This window comes from Cytobacillus oceanisediminis, assembly GCF_022811925.1.
GTDB classification, from domain to species: domain Bacteria; phylum Bacillota; class Bacilli; order Bacillales; family Cytobacillaceae; genus Cytobacillus; species Cytobacillus oceanisediminis_D.
The window spans coordinates 2,591,950-2,607,882 of record NZ_CP065511.1 but is presented as its reverse complement, the minus strand read 5'-3'; the positions used below and the strand labels follow the sequence as shown (position 1 = coordinate 2,607,882).

Here is a 15,933-nt window from a genome sequence, read left to right as displayed (position 1 = left end):
GGTTTAAGTGCTAATGTAATGAAAATTTGAAAGGGGAGAGACTAACATGGAAACGAAACAGTTTCAGGCAGAATCCAAGAGATTATTGGAAATGATGATTAACTCCATTTACTCTCAAAGAGAGGTGTTCCTGAGGGAGCTTATTTCCAACAGCAGCGATGCGATCGATAAGATCTACTATAAAGCACTTACAGACGATTCCTTAACGTTTGACAAAGAGAGTTACTACATAAAGGTCGTTCCTGATAAGGGAAACAGAACATTAACAATCAAAGATACAGGCATTGGAATGACAAAGGAAGAGCTGGAAAATAACCTTGGCATCATTGCTAAAAGCGGTTCTCTGGCTTTTAAGAAAGAACAGGAGATTAAAGATGGCCATGATATTATTGGCCAATTCGGCGTAGGATTTTATGCGGCATTCATGGTCGCTGATGTTGTAACTGTGATCAGCAAAGCCCTTGGCAGTGAGCAGGCGTACAAATGGGAATCCCATGGGGCGGAAGGATATACGATTACGCCATGTGAAAAAGACACAGTCGGTACTGATATTATCCTTAAAATAAAAGAAAATACGGAAGATGAAAGCTTTGATGAATACCTCGAAGAGTACCGCTTAAAATCGATCATAAAGAAATACTCAGACTTCATCCGCTATCCAATTAAGATGGATGCACCAATTAAAGAATCAAAAGAAGACGCTGAGAATGAGAATAAAGAAAGCACTGAAGAGCAGACCATCAATAGCATGGTTCCGATTTGGCGGAAAAATAAGAGTGAACTGACAGACGAAGATTATGAAAAATTTTATCAGGAGAAGCATTATGGCTTTGATAAGCCAGTAAAGCATATCCATATTAATGTGGATGGCACAATCCGCTATAATGCAATTTTATATATTCCTGAGAATATTCCATTTGATTATTATTCAAAGGAATATGAAAAAGGCCTAGAGCTTTATTCAAATGGCGTATTAATTATGAATAAGTGCGGAGACCTTCTGCCTGATTATTTCAGTTTTGTAAAGGGGATGGTGGACTCTGAAGATTTATCACTTAACATTTCAAGAGAAATGCTCCAGCATGATCGGCAGCTGAAGCTCATTGCGAAAAACATCAGCAAAAAGATTAGAAACGAACTTCAAAGCCTGATGAAGAATGAGCGGGAAAAATATGAACAATTTTATAAGTCGTTTGGAAGACAATTAAAATATGGTGTATACAGCGATTTTGGAACCCAAAAAGAAATGCTCCAGGATTTATTGATGTTCTATTCTTCAAAAGAAAAGAAATTGGCATCACTTGATGAATATGTATCAAGGATGAAGGATGACCAGAAATATATTTATTACGCAGCTGGAGAGTCACATGAAAGAATAGAAAAGCTTCCACAAACTGAACTTGTGGCTGATAAGGGTTTTGAAATCCTGTACTTTACAGAAGATATTGACGAGTTTGCCATTAAGATGCTTATGTCCTATAAAGAAAAGGAATTTAAGTCCGTCTCAAGCGGCGATCTCGGCATAGAGAATGAGGATGAAAAGTTATCCGAATCTGAAGAAAAAGAACATAAGGAATTGTTCAGCAGCATGAAAGAAATTTTGTCAGGAAAAGTGACTGATGTACGAATTTCCAAAAGGCTTAAAAGCCACCCGGTTTGCCTGACAGCCGATGGAGAAGTTACCATTGAAATGGAGAAAGTCCTAAGCAGCATGCCGGAAAATCAAGACGTAAAAGCAAATAAGATTTTGGAAATCAATTCAAACCATGAAGTCTTCCAAGCCTTAAAAAATGCTTTGGAAAATGATAAAGAGAAATTATATCTATATACAAACCTCCTATATAACCAGGCGCTGCTGATTGAAGGCCTGCCAATCAGTGATCCTGTGGAGTTTACGAATGATATTTGCAAAGTAATGGTTTAATATACATTTCAACAGCCCGATTCAAATGGGCTGTTTTTTTGTTTTTTGTTTTTTGTTTAACACAGTCAAAGGAATATTTTATGTGCTAATAAACACACTAAGCAGTATAGGAGGAGTGTTATGCTGCATAGCAAGGCAATATCGCTGAAATTTATGGCCTGTCTTGTCCTTTTCTATATTATTCTTGGCAAAAGGTACGGCATGAGCTTTGAAAATATATTTATCATTACAGCCTTGCTTGTAATCACCTCATATATATTGGGTGATATGCTGATACTTCGCCGGACAAATAATGCAGTGGCGGCCATTGCTGATTTCGGATGGGCTTTTTTGCTCATATGGTTTTTGAGCTCTATTTTAACACTTCAAGATGAACTCATTAGCATGTCATTGGCTGCAGCTTTCGGATCAGCCATATTTGAGTATGCATTCCATTTATATCTCGTAAGGAATTTGGCTGAAACAAGAGTAGAAAATGACTCTATAAGCCATGGGAACCTTCGATATAATACTGAAAATTCAGAGGACCTAACTCCCCTAAAACCAGATGGCCGAAGCGGTGAAGGTCAATAATCCATTCTAAAAATTTTTGAGAAGGAGATTAACATGTCAGTTTTCGTATATCAATCATTTCAAGTAAAGCAGGATAATTTTGTTGAGGCTTTAAAAAATCTGAGGATGATCCAAAGCTATCGAAACGAAAATTACCAGCACAAGGTTGAGCTATTATCGCCCATTTCAGGAGAGGACCATACATATGCTTTTCTTTCTACATATGAGGGTCTTGCCGAGATGGAACTGCAAAACAAGAAGATGTTTGAAGATGAGGAATACAAAAAGCTGATTGAGCAATTCTTCCTTGAGGACATTGTCCAGGGGAGCATGCATACTCAGTTATTCAGATCCGTAACAGGATTAAAAAGCGACAGTTCTGAGAAGAAGAAATAGGTACTATGGCAAAGTCCATTTGAAATTAAACGGAGGCCGATCATCACCTGAATCGGCTTGTTTTTTTGCAAAAAAGCAACAGAATAAAAGACCTAAAGAGGGAGGTACACCATGGATTTTTTTCTTCCCAGCGGCAATTCCTCAAAGGAAAGTGAATCCGGTGATTTAAAATGGTGGCAATTATCTCTAATCGGAGTAGGCTGTACGATCGGGACCGGTTTCTTTCTCGGATCTGCCATCGGAATCAAGATTACAGGACCGTCCATTGTATTTTCATTTATATTAGCGGCAATTGGAACCTATATCGTCTATAATCTTTTAGCTAAAATGACAGCAGAAGACCCCCAGGAAGGATCTTTTTGCTATTATGCCAATAAAGCTTACGGCAAGTGGGCTGGCTTCAGCTGCGGGTGGAACTACTGGTGCTCAAATATACTAATAATGGGGAGTCAATTAACCGCGCTGTCTATCTTAACAAGATTCTGGTTTCCTCATGTGCCGCTTTGGATTTTTGCAGCGGGTTATGCCATTCTTTCAATTATAGTAGTTTTAACAGGTAATAAAGGCTTTGATAAGGTAGAAGACCTCTTTGCCGTTATTAAGACAGCAGCGATTATTATGTTTATAATCCTGGCATCTGCAGCATTGGCTGGAGTAATAGATGGAGATGCAAAGCATCCAGGATTCCCTGGTTCTGCTCACGATTGGTTTCCGGAAGGCTTTAAAGGCTTTTGGTCCTCCTTAATATATGCTTTTTATGCGTACGGAGGGATTGAAGTCATCGGGCTAATGGCAACAAGGTTAAAGAAGAAAGAGGATGCACCAAAAGCCGGAATTATCATGCTTATTGTTCTTGCCATTATCTATGTCATTTCCCTTGGCTTAGCCGTATATATGGCATCACATGGAGCTTTTAATGAAAAAGAGAGTCCTTTTGTAACTGCAATGGATAAATATAATCTGGACTTCTTCCCGCACGTTTTTAATGCAGCAATCATTATTGCCGGCTTCTCTACGATGACCGCTTCGCTGTTTGGAGTAACAGCCTTATTGGTTACTTTGGCTAATGATGGCGATGCCCCTGCGGTATTTTCAAAAAAGATAAAGAAGTGGAAGGACCTGCCTTTGCCGTCGCTGGGGCTGGCTACAGCCGGTTTAATTGCATCAATCGTAACCGCCTTACTGCTGCCAGGCAAAATATATGAGTATATCACTACTGCTGCTGGTATATTAATTTTATTCAATTGGTCATTCATCATCATTTCAGCTCTGCGGATTCTGGAAAATAAGCTGTTAGGAAAGATAATTGCTACTGCGGGATTGCTTCTGATCCTAGCTGCGATAAGCGGCACATTACTTGAAAAGTCAATAAGGCTTGGATTTTTTGTCAGTTTAATATTTGTAGCATTAATAGCAACCGTAGCCTTAATTATGCAAAAAAAAGTATGGAAAAAAGAAGGCGGGAGCAGCTGTTAACAATAAAAAACAAACACCAGTCTTTATTCTGGTGTTTGTTCAATTTTAATACGCTGTTTCTTATTCACTTTTAAGCAGCCCATAGGCAGACTGTACAAATTAAAATTATTTATCATTGCAAATTATCTCCTTCCTTTATTTAAAATTCTTTAAAGATCTTTGAAGGAATGGGAAAGGGGCGGACAGATACTTTTTATCTTTTCAAGTCCTGCAGATGATGGACAAGCACTTACTTTAAATATGGGGATAATTTCTGAATGATTTGATTCAGCTTTTGAGTATTTTTTTCATACATTTCCTGTGCCTTTTTGGAATCAGTCTGCAGGGAAAACACTTCAAGGTCAGCTGCACACTTTTTTATCATTGCCAAAAGCAGAGGACGCTGCTGTGGTGCAGGAACCTTAAGTGAATCATCAAAAATATCTACAGTTAATTCTCCATAAGAATTAATTTGACCCAAAAAAATGTTATCAATTGTCATGCCCAGTTTTTCTATCTCCATGTTAAGCCATTTTCTTGTTTTCCCTGACTCAGCAAGGGGATCGTTTAGAATTTTCCCATCCATAATAACCGTTTGCGGCTCTTTTTCCTGAGGTAAATTCAACTGAAGATCCTTCGGGGTAAGCGGCTGGTTTTCTTTCTTCAGCATGATGCTAAGATCTCCGCGCGGCTCTAAAACAGCAAACTCCACATCTGCCATCTTAAAGACATTTTTTTGGCGAAGCAGGGAGGATAAATCATCAATCGAGTATCTTTCTTTTTTTAAATTATCTTCCAATATTTTTCCATCCTTAATAAAGATAGTTCCTTTTCCTTCAAAGAAATCACGGAAGCTTTTACTCTTAAGGGAAAGAATATCGGCAAATAATGTTACAAGACCAAAGATGAAAATAGAAAGGATTCCGCTGGCCCAGTGGTTATCCAACCCCATAATAATTTCACCGGCTATACTTCCGATTGTAATACCTGATACATATTCAAAAAATGAAAGCTCTGATATTTGTTTTTTTCCTATCATTTTGGTTATAGCAAATAAAACACCTACGAATAAAATAGAACGAGCACCGATAAGCAGCCATTCAGGCATATTTTCATCTCCAAGTTCATTTAATTTGGTTTATATTGGGGTTCCTCAAACTCTATAACCTTTTTCCGGTTTTCAAGATCGTTTTTTATCTCGCTAATCTCGAGCATGGATTCATGGAAAAGGCGCTTTGCTTCTTCATCCATTGAGGTTAAGGCCAAATTTGATAACTGTGCTTCTATAGAACGAATCGCTGCAAGACATTGATTTACATTCGAAGCAATTGTCATTGGGATCACACCATTCAGGATAGAATTTAAATTGTAATAGGGCTGGCATATGCCAGCCTTAATGTCTACTGATTATATTGAGGTTCCTCTTGCTGAATCTCCTGAAGTCTTGGTTCAAGGCTGTCTATAATCGTTTGTGTTTGCTGTGCAGCATTCTGATACAGCTGTTTAGCATTTTGGTTGTCAGTAGCGAGTGCAAACGTTTCAAAGCTGGCCTGTGCGCTCTTCAAGCCAACAATCGCTTGCTTTACTTGAGTTCCAACTGTCATCTTTAATTCCTTCTTTCAAATGAGAATTTAAACTACACAATGTATTATTACTTTTTATTTAATGCTTATGTAATAAACTTCATACCAATTTCAGTAAGCTGAACATACAGGGCGGTCTGGATCTCATCTTCGCTGACTCGACAGTAAGCTGCCATATTAAAAAAGGGAATACATCCGTTCATTTCCATAATTAAAATGACCATTAGATTAACATCCTATTTACTAGAGCATAGGAAAGGAGAAGACCTAAAAAATCATGTTTCGTAATATTTTATTATCAATATGGGTATTCTTGGATCCTCTTTATTATCCTTTTACCCGGTTACAGCATCTTACTGCAGATCCCGAAAAAGGAGGAGTTTTTCGTGTGAGGCTAACAAAATATAAAGGAAATGACATTGAATTATCTGACGGTGTTATCATTAGAAAAAATGATCTTTTACTTAAAATTCATCTCCACAATGTTAGGCTGTTAAATGAATTTAACTACATGAAAAATGAATTATTAAAAGGAAGAGCTATTTATAAACGTGTAAAGGATTCAATGCCGCTTTTGACCGCATTTATTCTCAGCCATCCTGAAGGAACGAAAATAAAAGGGGTTATAGGCATCACCCTTATAAACAAGGGATTCAGCACGCTTGGATTTGAATGTATACTTCCAAAAAATAAACTATACTGCTGGTTAAAAAAAACATTTCAATTACCTATATATTTTTTATCGTGTTCAAAAATTTCTGCCGCAAATTTAAAAAAGCATCGCACTGTTTACTTATTGATGTCTAAAGAAAACCTGATTAAAAAATATAAATAAAAGATGCAGACTGTTTCCTCTAACTCCCACTAGGACTATCACCTCAATCCTCTTATACTTTTAAGGAGGGAGGGGATATTAATATGGCATTATTTTTTACCTTAATCTTGTCTGCCGTTTTCTGTATTATTGTTTACAAAGCCAATAAGAACACAAAGAAAGTAACCATAAATACAATTTCTGTTTCCCGTCCTAATATCTCAGTTTCGGGAGATAACATAAAAATTCTTCATATATCTGATATGCACCTCGAAAATATATCTGTCAGTCCGGATGAATTATTTGCGATGATCTCAAAACAGCCAGTGGACCTAATTGCTCTTACTGGCGATTTCCTTGACCGCAAACGGAGTATTCCTAAACTTGCAGGCTATCTCCATGCGCTGAACAAGACAAATCCAAAGCATGGCATGTATGCAGTCTTCGGTAATCATGATTATGTTCTAAAGGGGAAAAACTTTGAAACATTGAAAAACACTCTAGAAGAAAATGGCTGTAAAACACTTCAAAATGAGCATGTGACGATTCAGGTTAATGGGGAAAATCTAAACATTATAGGAATTGATAATTACAGTACTAAGCACAGTGATGTAAAAATGGCCTATAAAGGAGTATCTGAAGGCTGTAATCTAATTTTGACACATGATCCTAATGTTGTATTAGAGATGGAAAATATCCCCTTTGATTATTTATTATCAGGGCACTTCCACGGTGGACAAATTCATTGGCCGAAGCCTTATCATTTGATAAAAATGGGTAAGCTTGTACGTATGAAAATGGTTAAAGGTCTTCATTATCATGGCGGAAAACCGTTTTATATTAGTGAAGGACTAGGCCAAACAGGGGTCAATATCCGTATCGGCAGCCGCCCTGAAATCACTTTTCATGAAATATCTTAATGCATTTTTTAAACCTTGCTATAGCATTAGGCAAGGTTTTTTAATATACAGAACCATTTATGAAATTGAAGAATAATCAGTTATATACAAAATTAAATTTTATGTTATTCACAAATATTATTTACAAACTCCTTAAAACTTTTGCCAGCATATTCGTGACCCCAGAAGTAAAAATTATATATGGAGGGGAATTAAGTTTCCTTCTTATTACTTAAAGGGGAGTGCTAAGACTTGAATAACTGGATAAATGCGCTTTTTAATGCTGGCAGAATGCAGCCACTTTTAAATATGTTTGGCAGAAAGAGAAGGAGAAACAGAGGAATGTTATGGGGATCTTTAATTAGCCTTGGCTTAAGTGCAGCTGCATATGGATTTACTAGAAATCGCGGCAGAAATATGGATCGCCCGTTGCAAAACTTAATGAATAATACAGCCCAAATGACAAATTTCCAGAAGCCAAATATGGCGGGGGTAACAGAGTTTGCAGAGGAATTAACATCGAATAAGAACCAGATAAACAACAAATTCAATAATACAGCCCAAATGACAAATTTCCAGAAGCCAAATACGGCGGGGTTAACTGAGTTTGCGGAGGAATTAACATCGAATAAGAACCAGATAAACAACAAATAACATATAACAGCCCACGTATTTTGTGGGCTTTTTATTTATAATTTTACTTCAGTATTGGATCAGATTATTTTTTTGATGGATCCATCTTGTTATGGAACCAAAATTTATAGCAAAGGAACAAACCGAGAAGAAATAGAAAGTACCAAACCACTCCCAGCAATAAATTATGAAGTGATAAAAACAATTGCTCCCCGCTGTATGCAAGCATAAACATTGGAGGCAGCATTCCAATTGCAGTAGCTATAAAAAAATGCCTAAATGGAATATCTGCTATTCCACAATAGATATTAAACACCTGAGGAGGGATAATAACAATCATTCGTCCAAACAAAATAGCAATAAATGCATTTTTTTCAAATAGGCCCTGAAATTTATTAATTCCTTTATACTTTCCCAAATAGGCAGTGAAATAATTCCTGAAATAGTACCTTGATAAAAAAAAGTAAATTAACGAAGTAAAGAGAATGCCAAACCAATTTATCAGCAAACCAACTATAGCACCAAATTTCACTCCCATTAATCCTGCAAATAGAGTAAATGGCAAGAATGGTATAGATGCAATCAGAACAGAAAATAAAAACATCGCAGGAAGCCATGATGGGTCACTGGTTCGCAGCCATTCTAATAAATATTCTTTATTGGTAATTCCAACAATCAATAAAACGACATAGGCCATTACAATCAACCATCTGCGCATCAAATTTGCTCCTTTATATCCCTAAAACTATCCATTCCCTGCCTTAATTTCAGTATGCTTATTTTTTTGTAAAGAAATGTATTCACCTGGACAAAAACATTTTTTGAAACCAATCATAAAATAACATCAAGGTAAAAAAATGGGGAGGCAGCTAAACAAATGCACTATTATCAAAACATGAATTATGGTTACTTTATGCCAAACAGAAATTTAAAAAACGAGACATTAATGAACGTAAAACCTTTTGTGAATTATGGCCTAACAGAAGCAAAATTCACTTCAGTTTCCCATGCTATGACTGAAGTTGCAGCAATTGCGTACTTGCTTGGAAAGGGCTATGATCCGCAAACAGCTTATAAAACGGTGGAATCCTGGGAGGTTAATGAATCATTTTATTAAAAAATGTCAGCAAAAATGCAATCCTAAAACCATGCTGAATTGTAAGAAAAACCCGGGAACAAATAAGCTGGTGATTTATAACAAAACATAAACCTTCGCTCAGGTATATGCTGAGAAAAGGTTTATGTTTTTTCAATAATTCAAAGAATCAAGTATCCAATTTTTCAAATCCACAATCCGCAGCTGATCGATACTTTTATCGGTTCCTGTAACAATGATGGGGATTAGTGAATCATCTTTATGCATGGAACCATGGGCGCCGCCACCGGAATGTTCAGGTGAACTTTCTCCAATGAATTCATAGCCTGGTTTTGCATCAACGACAAGAAATTCACCTTCCTGAGAATGCATCGCTCCATATAACCTTGCTAATCCATCAGGATAATCCCCATAATGAATATTCTTGTTCTTTAAGGTTAAATCGAGAATGGAGGTATTTCCTTTTATAGACCAGGCTTGATTATAAACATCACGATAGGTTCCACCTGAATTAAAATTAAAGGATCCCTCATGATCTCCGGATATCACATGTATTAATTCTTTTTCCTTCCATGCAATCCAGGCAATCCGGTGATCTGTTTTCAATTTTTCGGCAATATTTTTTAATGCAACACTTTCGTTAATTTTATAGACATATGCCATACGTTCATTTGCTGTAATTACAATTTCATCGTCTTTTGCAGCAGGCTTACCGAGCTTTAAAATTCTATTTTTAGATAGGATTTCTTTTAAATCGATTAAAGCTTCTTTTTTCGGTTCAATGACAGGTGACTGATTACTATCTCCAATGATAACCCAGATATAATTATTAAGGGCATTTTCCCATTTCGGAAAACTATTTAAGACCTCCTGAAGATGCTTATCAAGTTTTTCAATTCCTTTTATTGTATTTGGCCCTTTCCTATGTACAGTAAAGTCATTTTCTGAAATATACAGGATTGTAAAATCAGGAATAATATTTTTTTCCAAAAGATATTTTAATTCTTGAACCGCGAAGGCATCATTGAGTCCTAAACGATTCACAATGTGATTATTCTTTTTGTCCTGGTGAATAAATGTACCTAAAGACAGCATTTTTGGCCCGGCGGTTTCATATTCCTCAGGTAAATTACTCACTTTTGTTATCACCTTTGGCACTTTAAGGGTATGATGATAATTTCCCCGATAAATAAATGCGTTAATGGATGCTGATTCCTTTTTAATCGTGTCGAGATCCTCATGGATGGTGCTTACATTTGGACTGAGGTCTACATTATTATATTGATGCATGATACTTTCAGCAAATTGGGAAACCCCAATCTTCATGATTTCAAATAAACCATTTCCATAAGTGAAGATTTGCTTCTTATCATTGTTAAACCAAACAAGTCCAGGAATCTTACTCTTATCCGGGTAAGCACCAGTTATTAAAGAACTGTCGATTGTAACCGACATGGTTGGATAGGAACTTACTAAATTTTTACTATATTGTCCGTTTTTTAAAAAGAACGCCAGAGCAGGAGCTTTCTTCTCTTGGATAGCTTTTTTTAAAGGCTCATCCATCATCGAATCGATAACAAGAAGTATAACTTTAGGTGAAGACTGACTCTCTGTTTGAATAGGAGTTGCTTTCTTATCCTGTTCATTTGAATTATTACCACTGCTAGCGCAACCGATTAAAAGAATAGAAATAACGATACAAGGAAGCAAACGAATCAACAAATTTCACCTACGCTTTGAAATATAGTTTATATTAACTTTATGCAAGCATAAAAATGTGCGGCAGCATAGAGGAGAGGGCAGCAAGGTTAATTAATCATCAAACCAGCAATGGAACCATATTTCATTCCCATTATTCAATCAAAACTTAACCCAAAATTTTTTATTATAATACCAACAGAAACTTTACTATCAGTATGCTTATTTTTTTGTAATTAATGTATTATTATGGACAAAAACTTCTTTTGGAGGAGAGAACTGCCCAATAAAAATTATTATGGCAACTTGATGTACGGTGAAGAAAATTACCCTACATTACAAGGTGGTTTAAAAATCAGTAAGAGAAGCTATTTATTTCTTGGAGTTGAAATTTCTTGCTCTGAACAAAATCATATTGTAGCAATATTTAATGAACAAAAATAGGTCCAAAGGTTTCTTGAAGACGTAGTAATACATGAAGAAGAAGGTACCTATAAAACAGTAGATCAGTGCTTGAGGTTATGTAAATACAAGAGAAAGCAGATAAAAATTATAGACTCAATTGGAAAGATAAAGTCACTGTTTTGTTTTTCTTTTGTTAATAAATTCTTGTAATCTATTATCTAATATTAATTGTTTCAACTATTAGGCAGGTTAATGTTCCTTATTTTGAATACATATTCTAAGTTTTTCGCTTTTTATTTAACTTGGTAGGAATCTCACCAAACCGATAATAAACTTACGTATACCTTGTGTATTTTCTGCATATTAAGTGCATATTTTGGTTGTAATCTTTATGTGATCGTTTGAAGAAGAGTGTGAAAAAAGAAAAACTTGAGAGACACATGGTTTTTAAAGAATATTTAGGTGTGAAGAATCTGATTCGTCCTATCCAAGTGTCATATTTAGTTTGGCCTCTTCCTGAAATGATCCTATAATTGGTAGCAGGAGTGAGAGTTATGAAAAATTCTTTATTATTAGCAGTACTTGGATTAACATTTAGCCTTGCAGCATGTGGCCAGGCTGAAGAAAAAGATAACAAGGATATCGAATCAGAAGCCCAAACTGATGAACAGGGAAGCGGGGAAGAGGTAGCATCCAATAGCTTTTTTGAAGTCTTTGATGGGAAAATTGATCACATCCACGGGGTAGGCTATTCCGGAAATCAAGGTAAGCCCTTTTATGCAGCTCATGATGGATTAAAGGTTTATGATGGAGGGAATTGGTATAAAACTAAGGAAGAAAACAATGACTATATGGGCTTTAATGCAACAAAAGACGGCTTTTATACGAGTGGGCACCCTGGACAGGATTCAAACCTTCCAAATCCATTAGGAATACAGAAGAGTACCGATGATGGAAAAACACTTCAACAGCTAGCTGTTGAAGGTGAAACAGATTTCCATCTGATGGGAGTAGGGTATGAAAATCAGGTGATTTTCCTAATGAATCCAAAGAAAAATTCCATTATGGAAACAGGCAATTTCTATCTTAGCGAAGATAACGCAAATACATGGAAGAAAGTAGCTGCAAATGGTCTTGATGATACATTGCTCAGTGTTGCTGTACATCCCCAAAAAGCTGATTATTTGGCCGCATCAGGTCAGCAAGGAATATACCTGTCAAAGGATAAAGGTGAAACCTTTGAACGAATTTCTAAAAGCGGACAAGGCACGTCCGTCTTTTTTACAAATAACAACTTAATCTACGGGACTTACGATGGTACAGCTAAGCTGACAAAGGTTTCTCTGTCTAATGAAACAGAAGAGGAAATAACATTGCCTAAAATGAAAGAAGATGCAGTTAGGTATTTTGCTCAAAACCCAAATAATGAACAGGAAATGACGTTTGTTTCATTTAATGGAGACATATATTATACAACTGATGGAGCTAATAACTGGGATGCCATTGTAGAAGCAGGCAAAATTAAATGAATTAATAAAAAAGATCGAAAGGCTTGCTTCGATCTTTTTTACTTTTTAAACACCTATTATTAACCTCAAACTGTCCTTACTAAATAACCGCTTCTTCGTACTCAACAATATGGCTGTGGTACATAATGAAGTCTTCTTAGCCCAATTTGCTTTTACCCTCAATTACTATTTTAAACCCTTCTGCCCCGTTTAGTATTTTTTCTTGTGCATATGTAATTAGCTGCATACATAGTTTTACGCTGATTTTTTTTATGTATAGCCTGAATTTTTTTAATACAACCCTAAAATTTTAGTGGTAAATATGCATTTTTTGTGGAGTTTATTTAAGAAATACAGTGGTAAAACTTTATAGAAGAGTAGATAATATAACATTTTTGAGGTGAAATGATGAATCAGGATCGAACCATGGTACGCATGGACATGAATCTCATGTCCATGCGGTACTTTCTAATAGCGTAGAAGAAATACAAACTGAATGGAATGTCAGTCCTGCTACTGTTAAACCAAAGCAAGAAACTGAAATTTCTTTATCAGTCAATAGCAACGGAAAGAATATTACATCCTTCTCAGCTGTACATGAAAAACAGATGCACATACTTGTTATAAGTCACGATCTTAGTATTTTTCAGCATTTGCACCCCAATTATGATGGGGAAGGCAAGTTTAGTGTCAAGTCCTCCTTTCCAAAAGCAGGAACGTACAAAATATTTGCTGATTTCCTTCCAGAAGGTTCTGCGCAGCAACTTGCCAAGTATGACCTAATAGTTGAAGGCGAGGAACATTATGAAACAGTTAATTCCGATAAGGAATTAATAAAGCATGTAGACGATTTAATATTTGAGTTAAAATTTGATGATTTGGCCGTAAAACAACATGTACTAATGACATTTACTGTTACGGACAGCAAAAGGAACAAAATTACAAATTTGGAACCTTATCTTGGATCAGCAGGACATGTAGTCATTGTAAGTGAAAAAATGGACGAGTTTCTCCACGTCCATCCAAAAGATGAGGCCGCTAAAGGACCGGATGTTGAATACATGACTACATTCCCTATTTCAGGAAATATAAAATTTGGGGACAATTTAAATATCTTGGAAAGCTTTATACGGTTCCATTTGTAATAAATGTTCCGGGTAAGTAAATAATGTAAATAGCCTAATTATCAACTAGGGCACACTTTTCAGGTGTGCCTTATTTAATTAAAGGTAAACATTTATTATATACAGCCTTCTCAGAAACGGAGGGAAGATATTTGAAAGAAGAAGTTGTAGATGCAAAACTGAAAAATGTTCAGTCTAATAAAGATAGGCTAAAAATTATTATTGTGCTTGCCATTCCCGCTGTCATAGAAAATTTTTTTCAAACCATCCTTGGTTTTGTAGACACCTACTTTGTCTCAAAGTTAGGCTTAGCGGAAGTGTCCGCTGTAGGAGTTACCAATGCTGTCCTTGCTATCTATTTTGCTCTGTTCATGGCGATTGGGGTGGCTGCAAACGTTAGAATTGCAAATTTTCTTGGAGCGAACTTGCCGGAAAAGGCAAGGCATATTTCCCAGCAATCTGTAGTCCTAGCCATACTGTTTGGTTTGCTTACGGGAGTAATTACCCTTTTTTTTGCAGAACCATTACTGAAGCTTATGGGAATAGAGGCTGATGTGTTAGAAGCTGGTTCTCTTTATTTTCGAATAGTAGGCATTCCGTCTATCTTCATGTCTTTAATGTTTGTATTGAGTGCCATACTTAGAGGGGCTGGAGATACAAAAACACCGATGAAGGTAAGTATCATGATAAATATTATTAACGCTGTCCTAGATTATGTTTTGATATTCGGTTTTATATTTATTCCTGAAATGGGAATTGTAGGAGCTGCCCTGGCTACTGTTTTTTCACGTGTCGTTGGAAGTGCTGCGCTTTTATACTATCTGAATCGGTCAAAACTTCTCGCTTTCCGCCGTGATTATTGGAAACTGGACAAGGTACATTTAATGGAACTCACAACACTCGGTGCACCAGCTGCTGGAGAACGATTAGTAATGAGGGCAGGACAAATAGTGTATTTTGGATTTGTTGTTGCACTCGGAACAAATGCTTTTGCCGCACACCAAATCGCAGGAAATATAGAGGTCTTTTCATATATGATTGGTTACGGGTTCGCAACGGCAGCGACAATACTAGTCGGTCAGCAAATCGGGGCCGGTAACCTAGATGAAGCGAGAAGATATGCCAAGCTTACAACCGTCTTAACTTTAGCATCAATGTCTGTTCTTGGAGCTATGCTATTCTTTCTTGGTGATTGGGCGGGAAGGTTCTTTACAGAGGATCAGGAGGTAATCGGAAATATAGGAACAGCTTTAAAGATATCGGGCGTTTTTCAACCCTTTTTAGCTATGCTTATGGTATTAACAGGGGCATTCCAAGGTGCAAACAATACAAAATTTCCAATGTACCTGACCGCCATTGGAATGTGGGCCGTGCGTACACTCCTTGTCTATTTATTGGGCATAAAACTAGGTTGGGGTTTAGCAGGTGTCTGGATTGCCATTGGAATTGACATTGCAGTTAGGGCAGTTGTACTCGTTATTCAGTTCCAAAGAGGAAAATGGATGGCACTCGAAAAAGCTCCTGAAGCGGAATCTGAATGCCATCCGCAGACGACCAAAGAAAATATGTCTGCTTGTGTAAATAACTATTAAAACGGAGTGATGTCATATATCGTGCTGTTCGAATAAGAAGGGAAAATCAGAAATAACAAAATACCAACCGGTATATTTTTAATAATCTGGTCTTTGATTGTGGGATTGATAGGATTAATTAGTTTTATTTTTCAGATAAAAAAACTAGTAGTTCCTAATGAACAGGCAACAATTTGGTCTGTTCATTTTTTTGCGTTGAAAATTCTTATCCTATATTCCAAATATGAAGATTTGATGGAGTTCAAAAGATTGTT

Annotated in this window: 17 protein-coding genes; 11 read left to right on the top strand and 6 right to left on the bottom strand. The window is 36.4% G+C overall.

The window, feature by feature from the left end; all coding sequences use genetic code 11:
* Positions 1 to 46: 46 nt before the first annotated feature.
* From htpG to IRB79_RS13200, 4 genes are all read left to right on the top strand, one after another.
* Positions 47 to 1,924 (top strand): molecular chaperone HtpG, encoded by a 1,878-nt coding sequence (htpG, locus tag IRB79_RS13215; protein ID WP_243508985.1) that lies wholly within the window; start codon positions 47 to 49, stop codon positions 1,922 to 1,924.
* Positions 1,925 to 2,044: 120 nt separating this feature from the next.
* Entirely contained in the window at positions 2,045 to 2,497 is a 453-nt protein-coding gene (locus IRB79_RS13210; protein WP_243508984.1) for a YndM family protein, read from the top strand.
* 33 nt (positions 2,498 to 2,530) lie between these two features.
* Positions 2,531 to 2,872: a hypothetical protein gene (locus IRB79_RS13205; protein WP_243508982.1), complete on the top strand. Its 342-nt coding sequence runs from the start codon at positions 2,531 to 2,533 to the stop codon at positions 2,870 to 2,872.
* Between the two features lie 111 nt (positions 2,873 to 2,983).
* Positions 2,984 to 4,348 carry an amino acid permease gene (locus IRB79_RS13200; protein ID WP_243508981.1) on the top strand — a complete coding sequence of 455 codons (1,365 nt, stop codon included), beginning with the start codon at positions 2,984 to 2,986 and terminating at the stop codon, positions 4,346 to 4,348.
* Between the two features lie 229 nt (positions 4,349 to 4,577).
* Here IRB79_RS13200 and IRB79_RS13195 read toward each other — a convergent pair whose 3' ends face one another.
* The 4 genes from IRB79_RS13195 to IRB79_RS13180 all read right to left on the bottom strand — a co-directional run bounded on the left by IRB79_RS13195 (position 4,578) and on the right by IRB79_RS13180 (position 6,134).
* Positions 4,578 to 5,435 (bottom strand): DUF421 domain-containing protein, encoded by an 858-nt coding sequence (locus tag IRB79_RS13195; protein WP_243508980.1) that lies wholly within the window; start codon positions 5,433 to 5,435, stop codon positions 4,578 to 4,580.
* 20 nt (positions 5,436 to 5,455) lie between these two features.
* Positions 5,456 to 5,662 carry a DUF1657 domain-containing protein gene (locus tag IRB79_RS13190; protein WP_243508978.1) on the bottom strand — a complete coding sequence of 69 codons (207 nt, stop codon included), beginning with the start codon at positions 5,660 to 5,662 and terminating at the stop codon, positions 5,456 to 5,458.
* Between the two features lie 65 nt (positions 5,663 to 5,727).
* Positions 5,728 to 5,931, bottom strand: coding sequence for a DUF1657 domain-containing protein (locus IRB79_RS13185; RefSeq protein ID WP_214726739.1), 204 nt, complete (start codon positions 5,929 to 5,931; stop codon positions 5,728 to 5,730).
* A 65-nt stretch (positions 5,932 to 5,996) separates the two neighbouring features.
* Positions 5,997 to 6,134 carry a hypothetical protein gene (locus IRB79_RS13180; RefSeq protein WP_243508977.1) on the bottom strand — a complete coding sequence of 46 codons (138 nt, stop codon included), beginning with the start codon at positions 6,132 to 6,134 and terminating at the stop codon, positions 5,997 to 5,999.
* 53 nt (positions 6,135 to 6,187) lie between these two features.
* Here IRB79_RS13180 and IRB79_RS13175 point away from each other — a divergent pair, with 53 nt between their 5' ends.
* The 3 genes from IRB79_RS13175 to IRB79_RS13165 all read left to right on the top strand — a co-directional run bounded on the left by IRB79_RS13175 (position 6,188) and on the right by IRB79_RS13165 (position 8,277).
* On the top strand, positions 6,188 to 6,745 hold the full coding sequence (locus tag IRB79_RS13175) for a YkoP family protein (protein ID WP_243508975.1): 558 nt from the start codon (positions 6,188 to 6,190) through the stop codon (positions 6,743 to 6,745).
* A gap of 83 nt (positions 6,746 to 6,828) precedes the next feature.
* Entirely contained in the window at positions 6,829 to 7,644 is an 816-nt protein-coding gene (locus tag IRB79_RS13170; protein WP_243508974.1) for a metallophosphoesterase, read from the top strand.
* A gap of 321 nt (positions 7,645 to 7,965) precedes the next feature.
* Positions 7,966 to 8,277 (top strand): hypothetical protein, encoded by a 312-nt coding sequence (locus IRB79_RS13165; protein WP_243508973.1) that lies wholly within the window; start codon positions 7,966 to 7,968, stop codon positions 8,275 to 8,277.
* A 64-nt stretch (positions 8,278 to 8,341) separates the two neighbouring features.
* On the opposite strand, the gene IRB79_RS13160 is transcribed toward IRB79_RS13165, so the two are convergent.
* Positions 8,342 to 8,974 carry a TVP38/TMEM64 family protein gene (locus tag IRB79_RS13160; RefSeq protein WP_243508971.1) on the bottom strand — a complete coding sequence of 211 codons (633 nt, stop codon included), beginning with the start codon at positions 8,972 to 8,974 and terminating at the stop codon, positions 8,342 to 8,344.
* A gap of 159 nt (positions 8,975 to 9,133) precedes the next feature.
* On the opposite strand from IRB79_RS13160, the gene IRB79_RS13155 reads away from it, so the two are divergent.
* The gene (locus tag IRB79_RS13155) at positions 9,134 to 9,373 is read left to right on the top strand and encodes a hypothetical protein (protein WP_243508970.1); all 240 of its coding nucleotides are present in this window, start codon (positions 9,134 to 9,136) and stop codon (positions 9,371 to 9,373) included.
* Positions 9,374 to 9,505: 132 nt separating this feature from the next.
* Here the strand turns inward: IRB79_RS13155 and IRB79_RS13150 are convergent, their stop codons facing one another.
* Positions 9,506 to 11,071: an alkaline phosphatase family protein gene (locus tag IRB79_RS13150; RefSeq protein WP_243508968.1), complete on the bottom strand. Its 1,566-nt coding sequence runs from the start codon at positions 11,069 to 11,071 to the stop codon at positions 9,506 to 9,508.
* A 938-nt stretch (positions 11,072 to 12,009) separates the two neighbouring features.
* Between IRB79_RS13150 and IRB79_RS13145 the strand changes: the two genes are divergently transcribed.
* The 3 genes from IRB79_RS13145 (at position 12,010) to IRB79_RS13135 (ending at position 15,679) form a co-directional block, all read left to right on the top strand.
* A complete protein-coding gene (locus IRB79_RS13145; protein WP_243508967.1) occupies positions 12,010 to 12,984 on the top strand; it encodes a F510_1955 family glycosylhydrolase in 975 nt (324 codons plus the stop codon).
* Between the two features lie 587 nt (positions 12,985 to 13,571).
* Entirely contained in the window at positions 13,572 to 14,108 is a 537-nt protein-coding gene (locus tag IRB79_RS13140) for a hypothetical protein (protein ID WP_243508966.1), read from the top strand.
* A 131-nt stretch (positions 14,109 to 14,239) separates the two neighbouring features.
* Positions 14,240 to 15,679 (top strand): MATE family efflux transporter, encoded by a 1,440-nt coding sequence (locus tag IRB79_RS13135; protein WP_243508964.1) that lies wholly within the window; start codon positions 14,240 to 14,242, stop codon positions 15,677 to 15,679.
* The last annotated feature ends 254 nt before the right edge of the window (positions 15,680 to 15,933 follow it).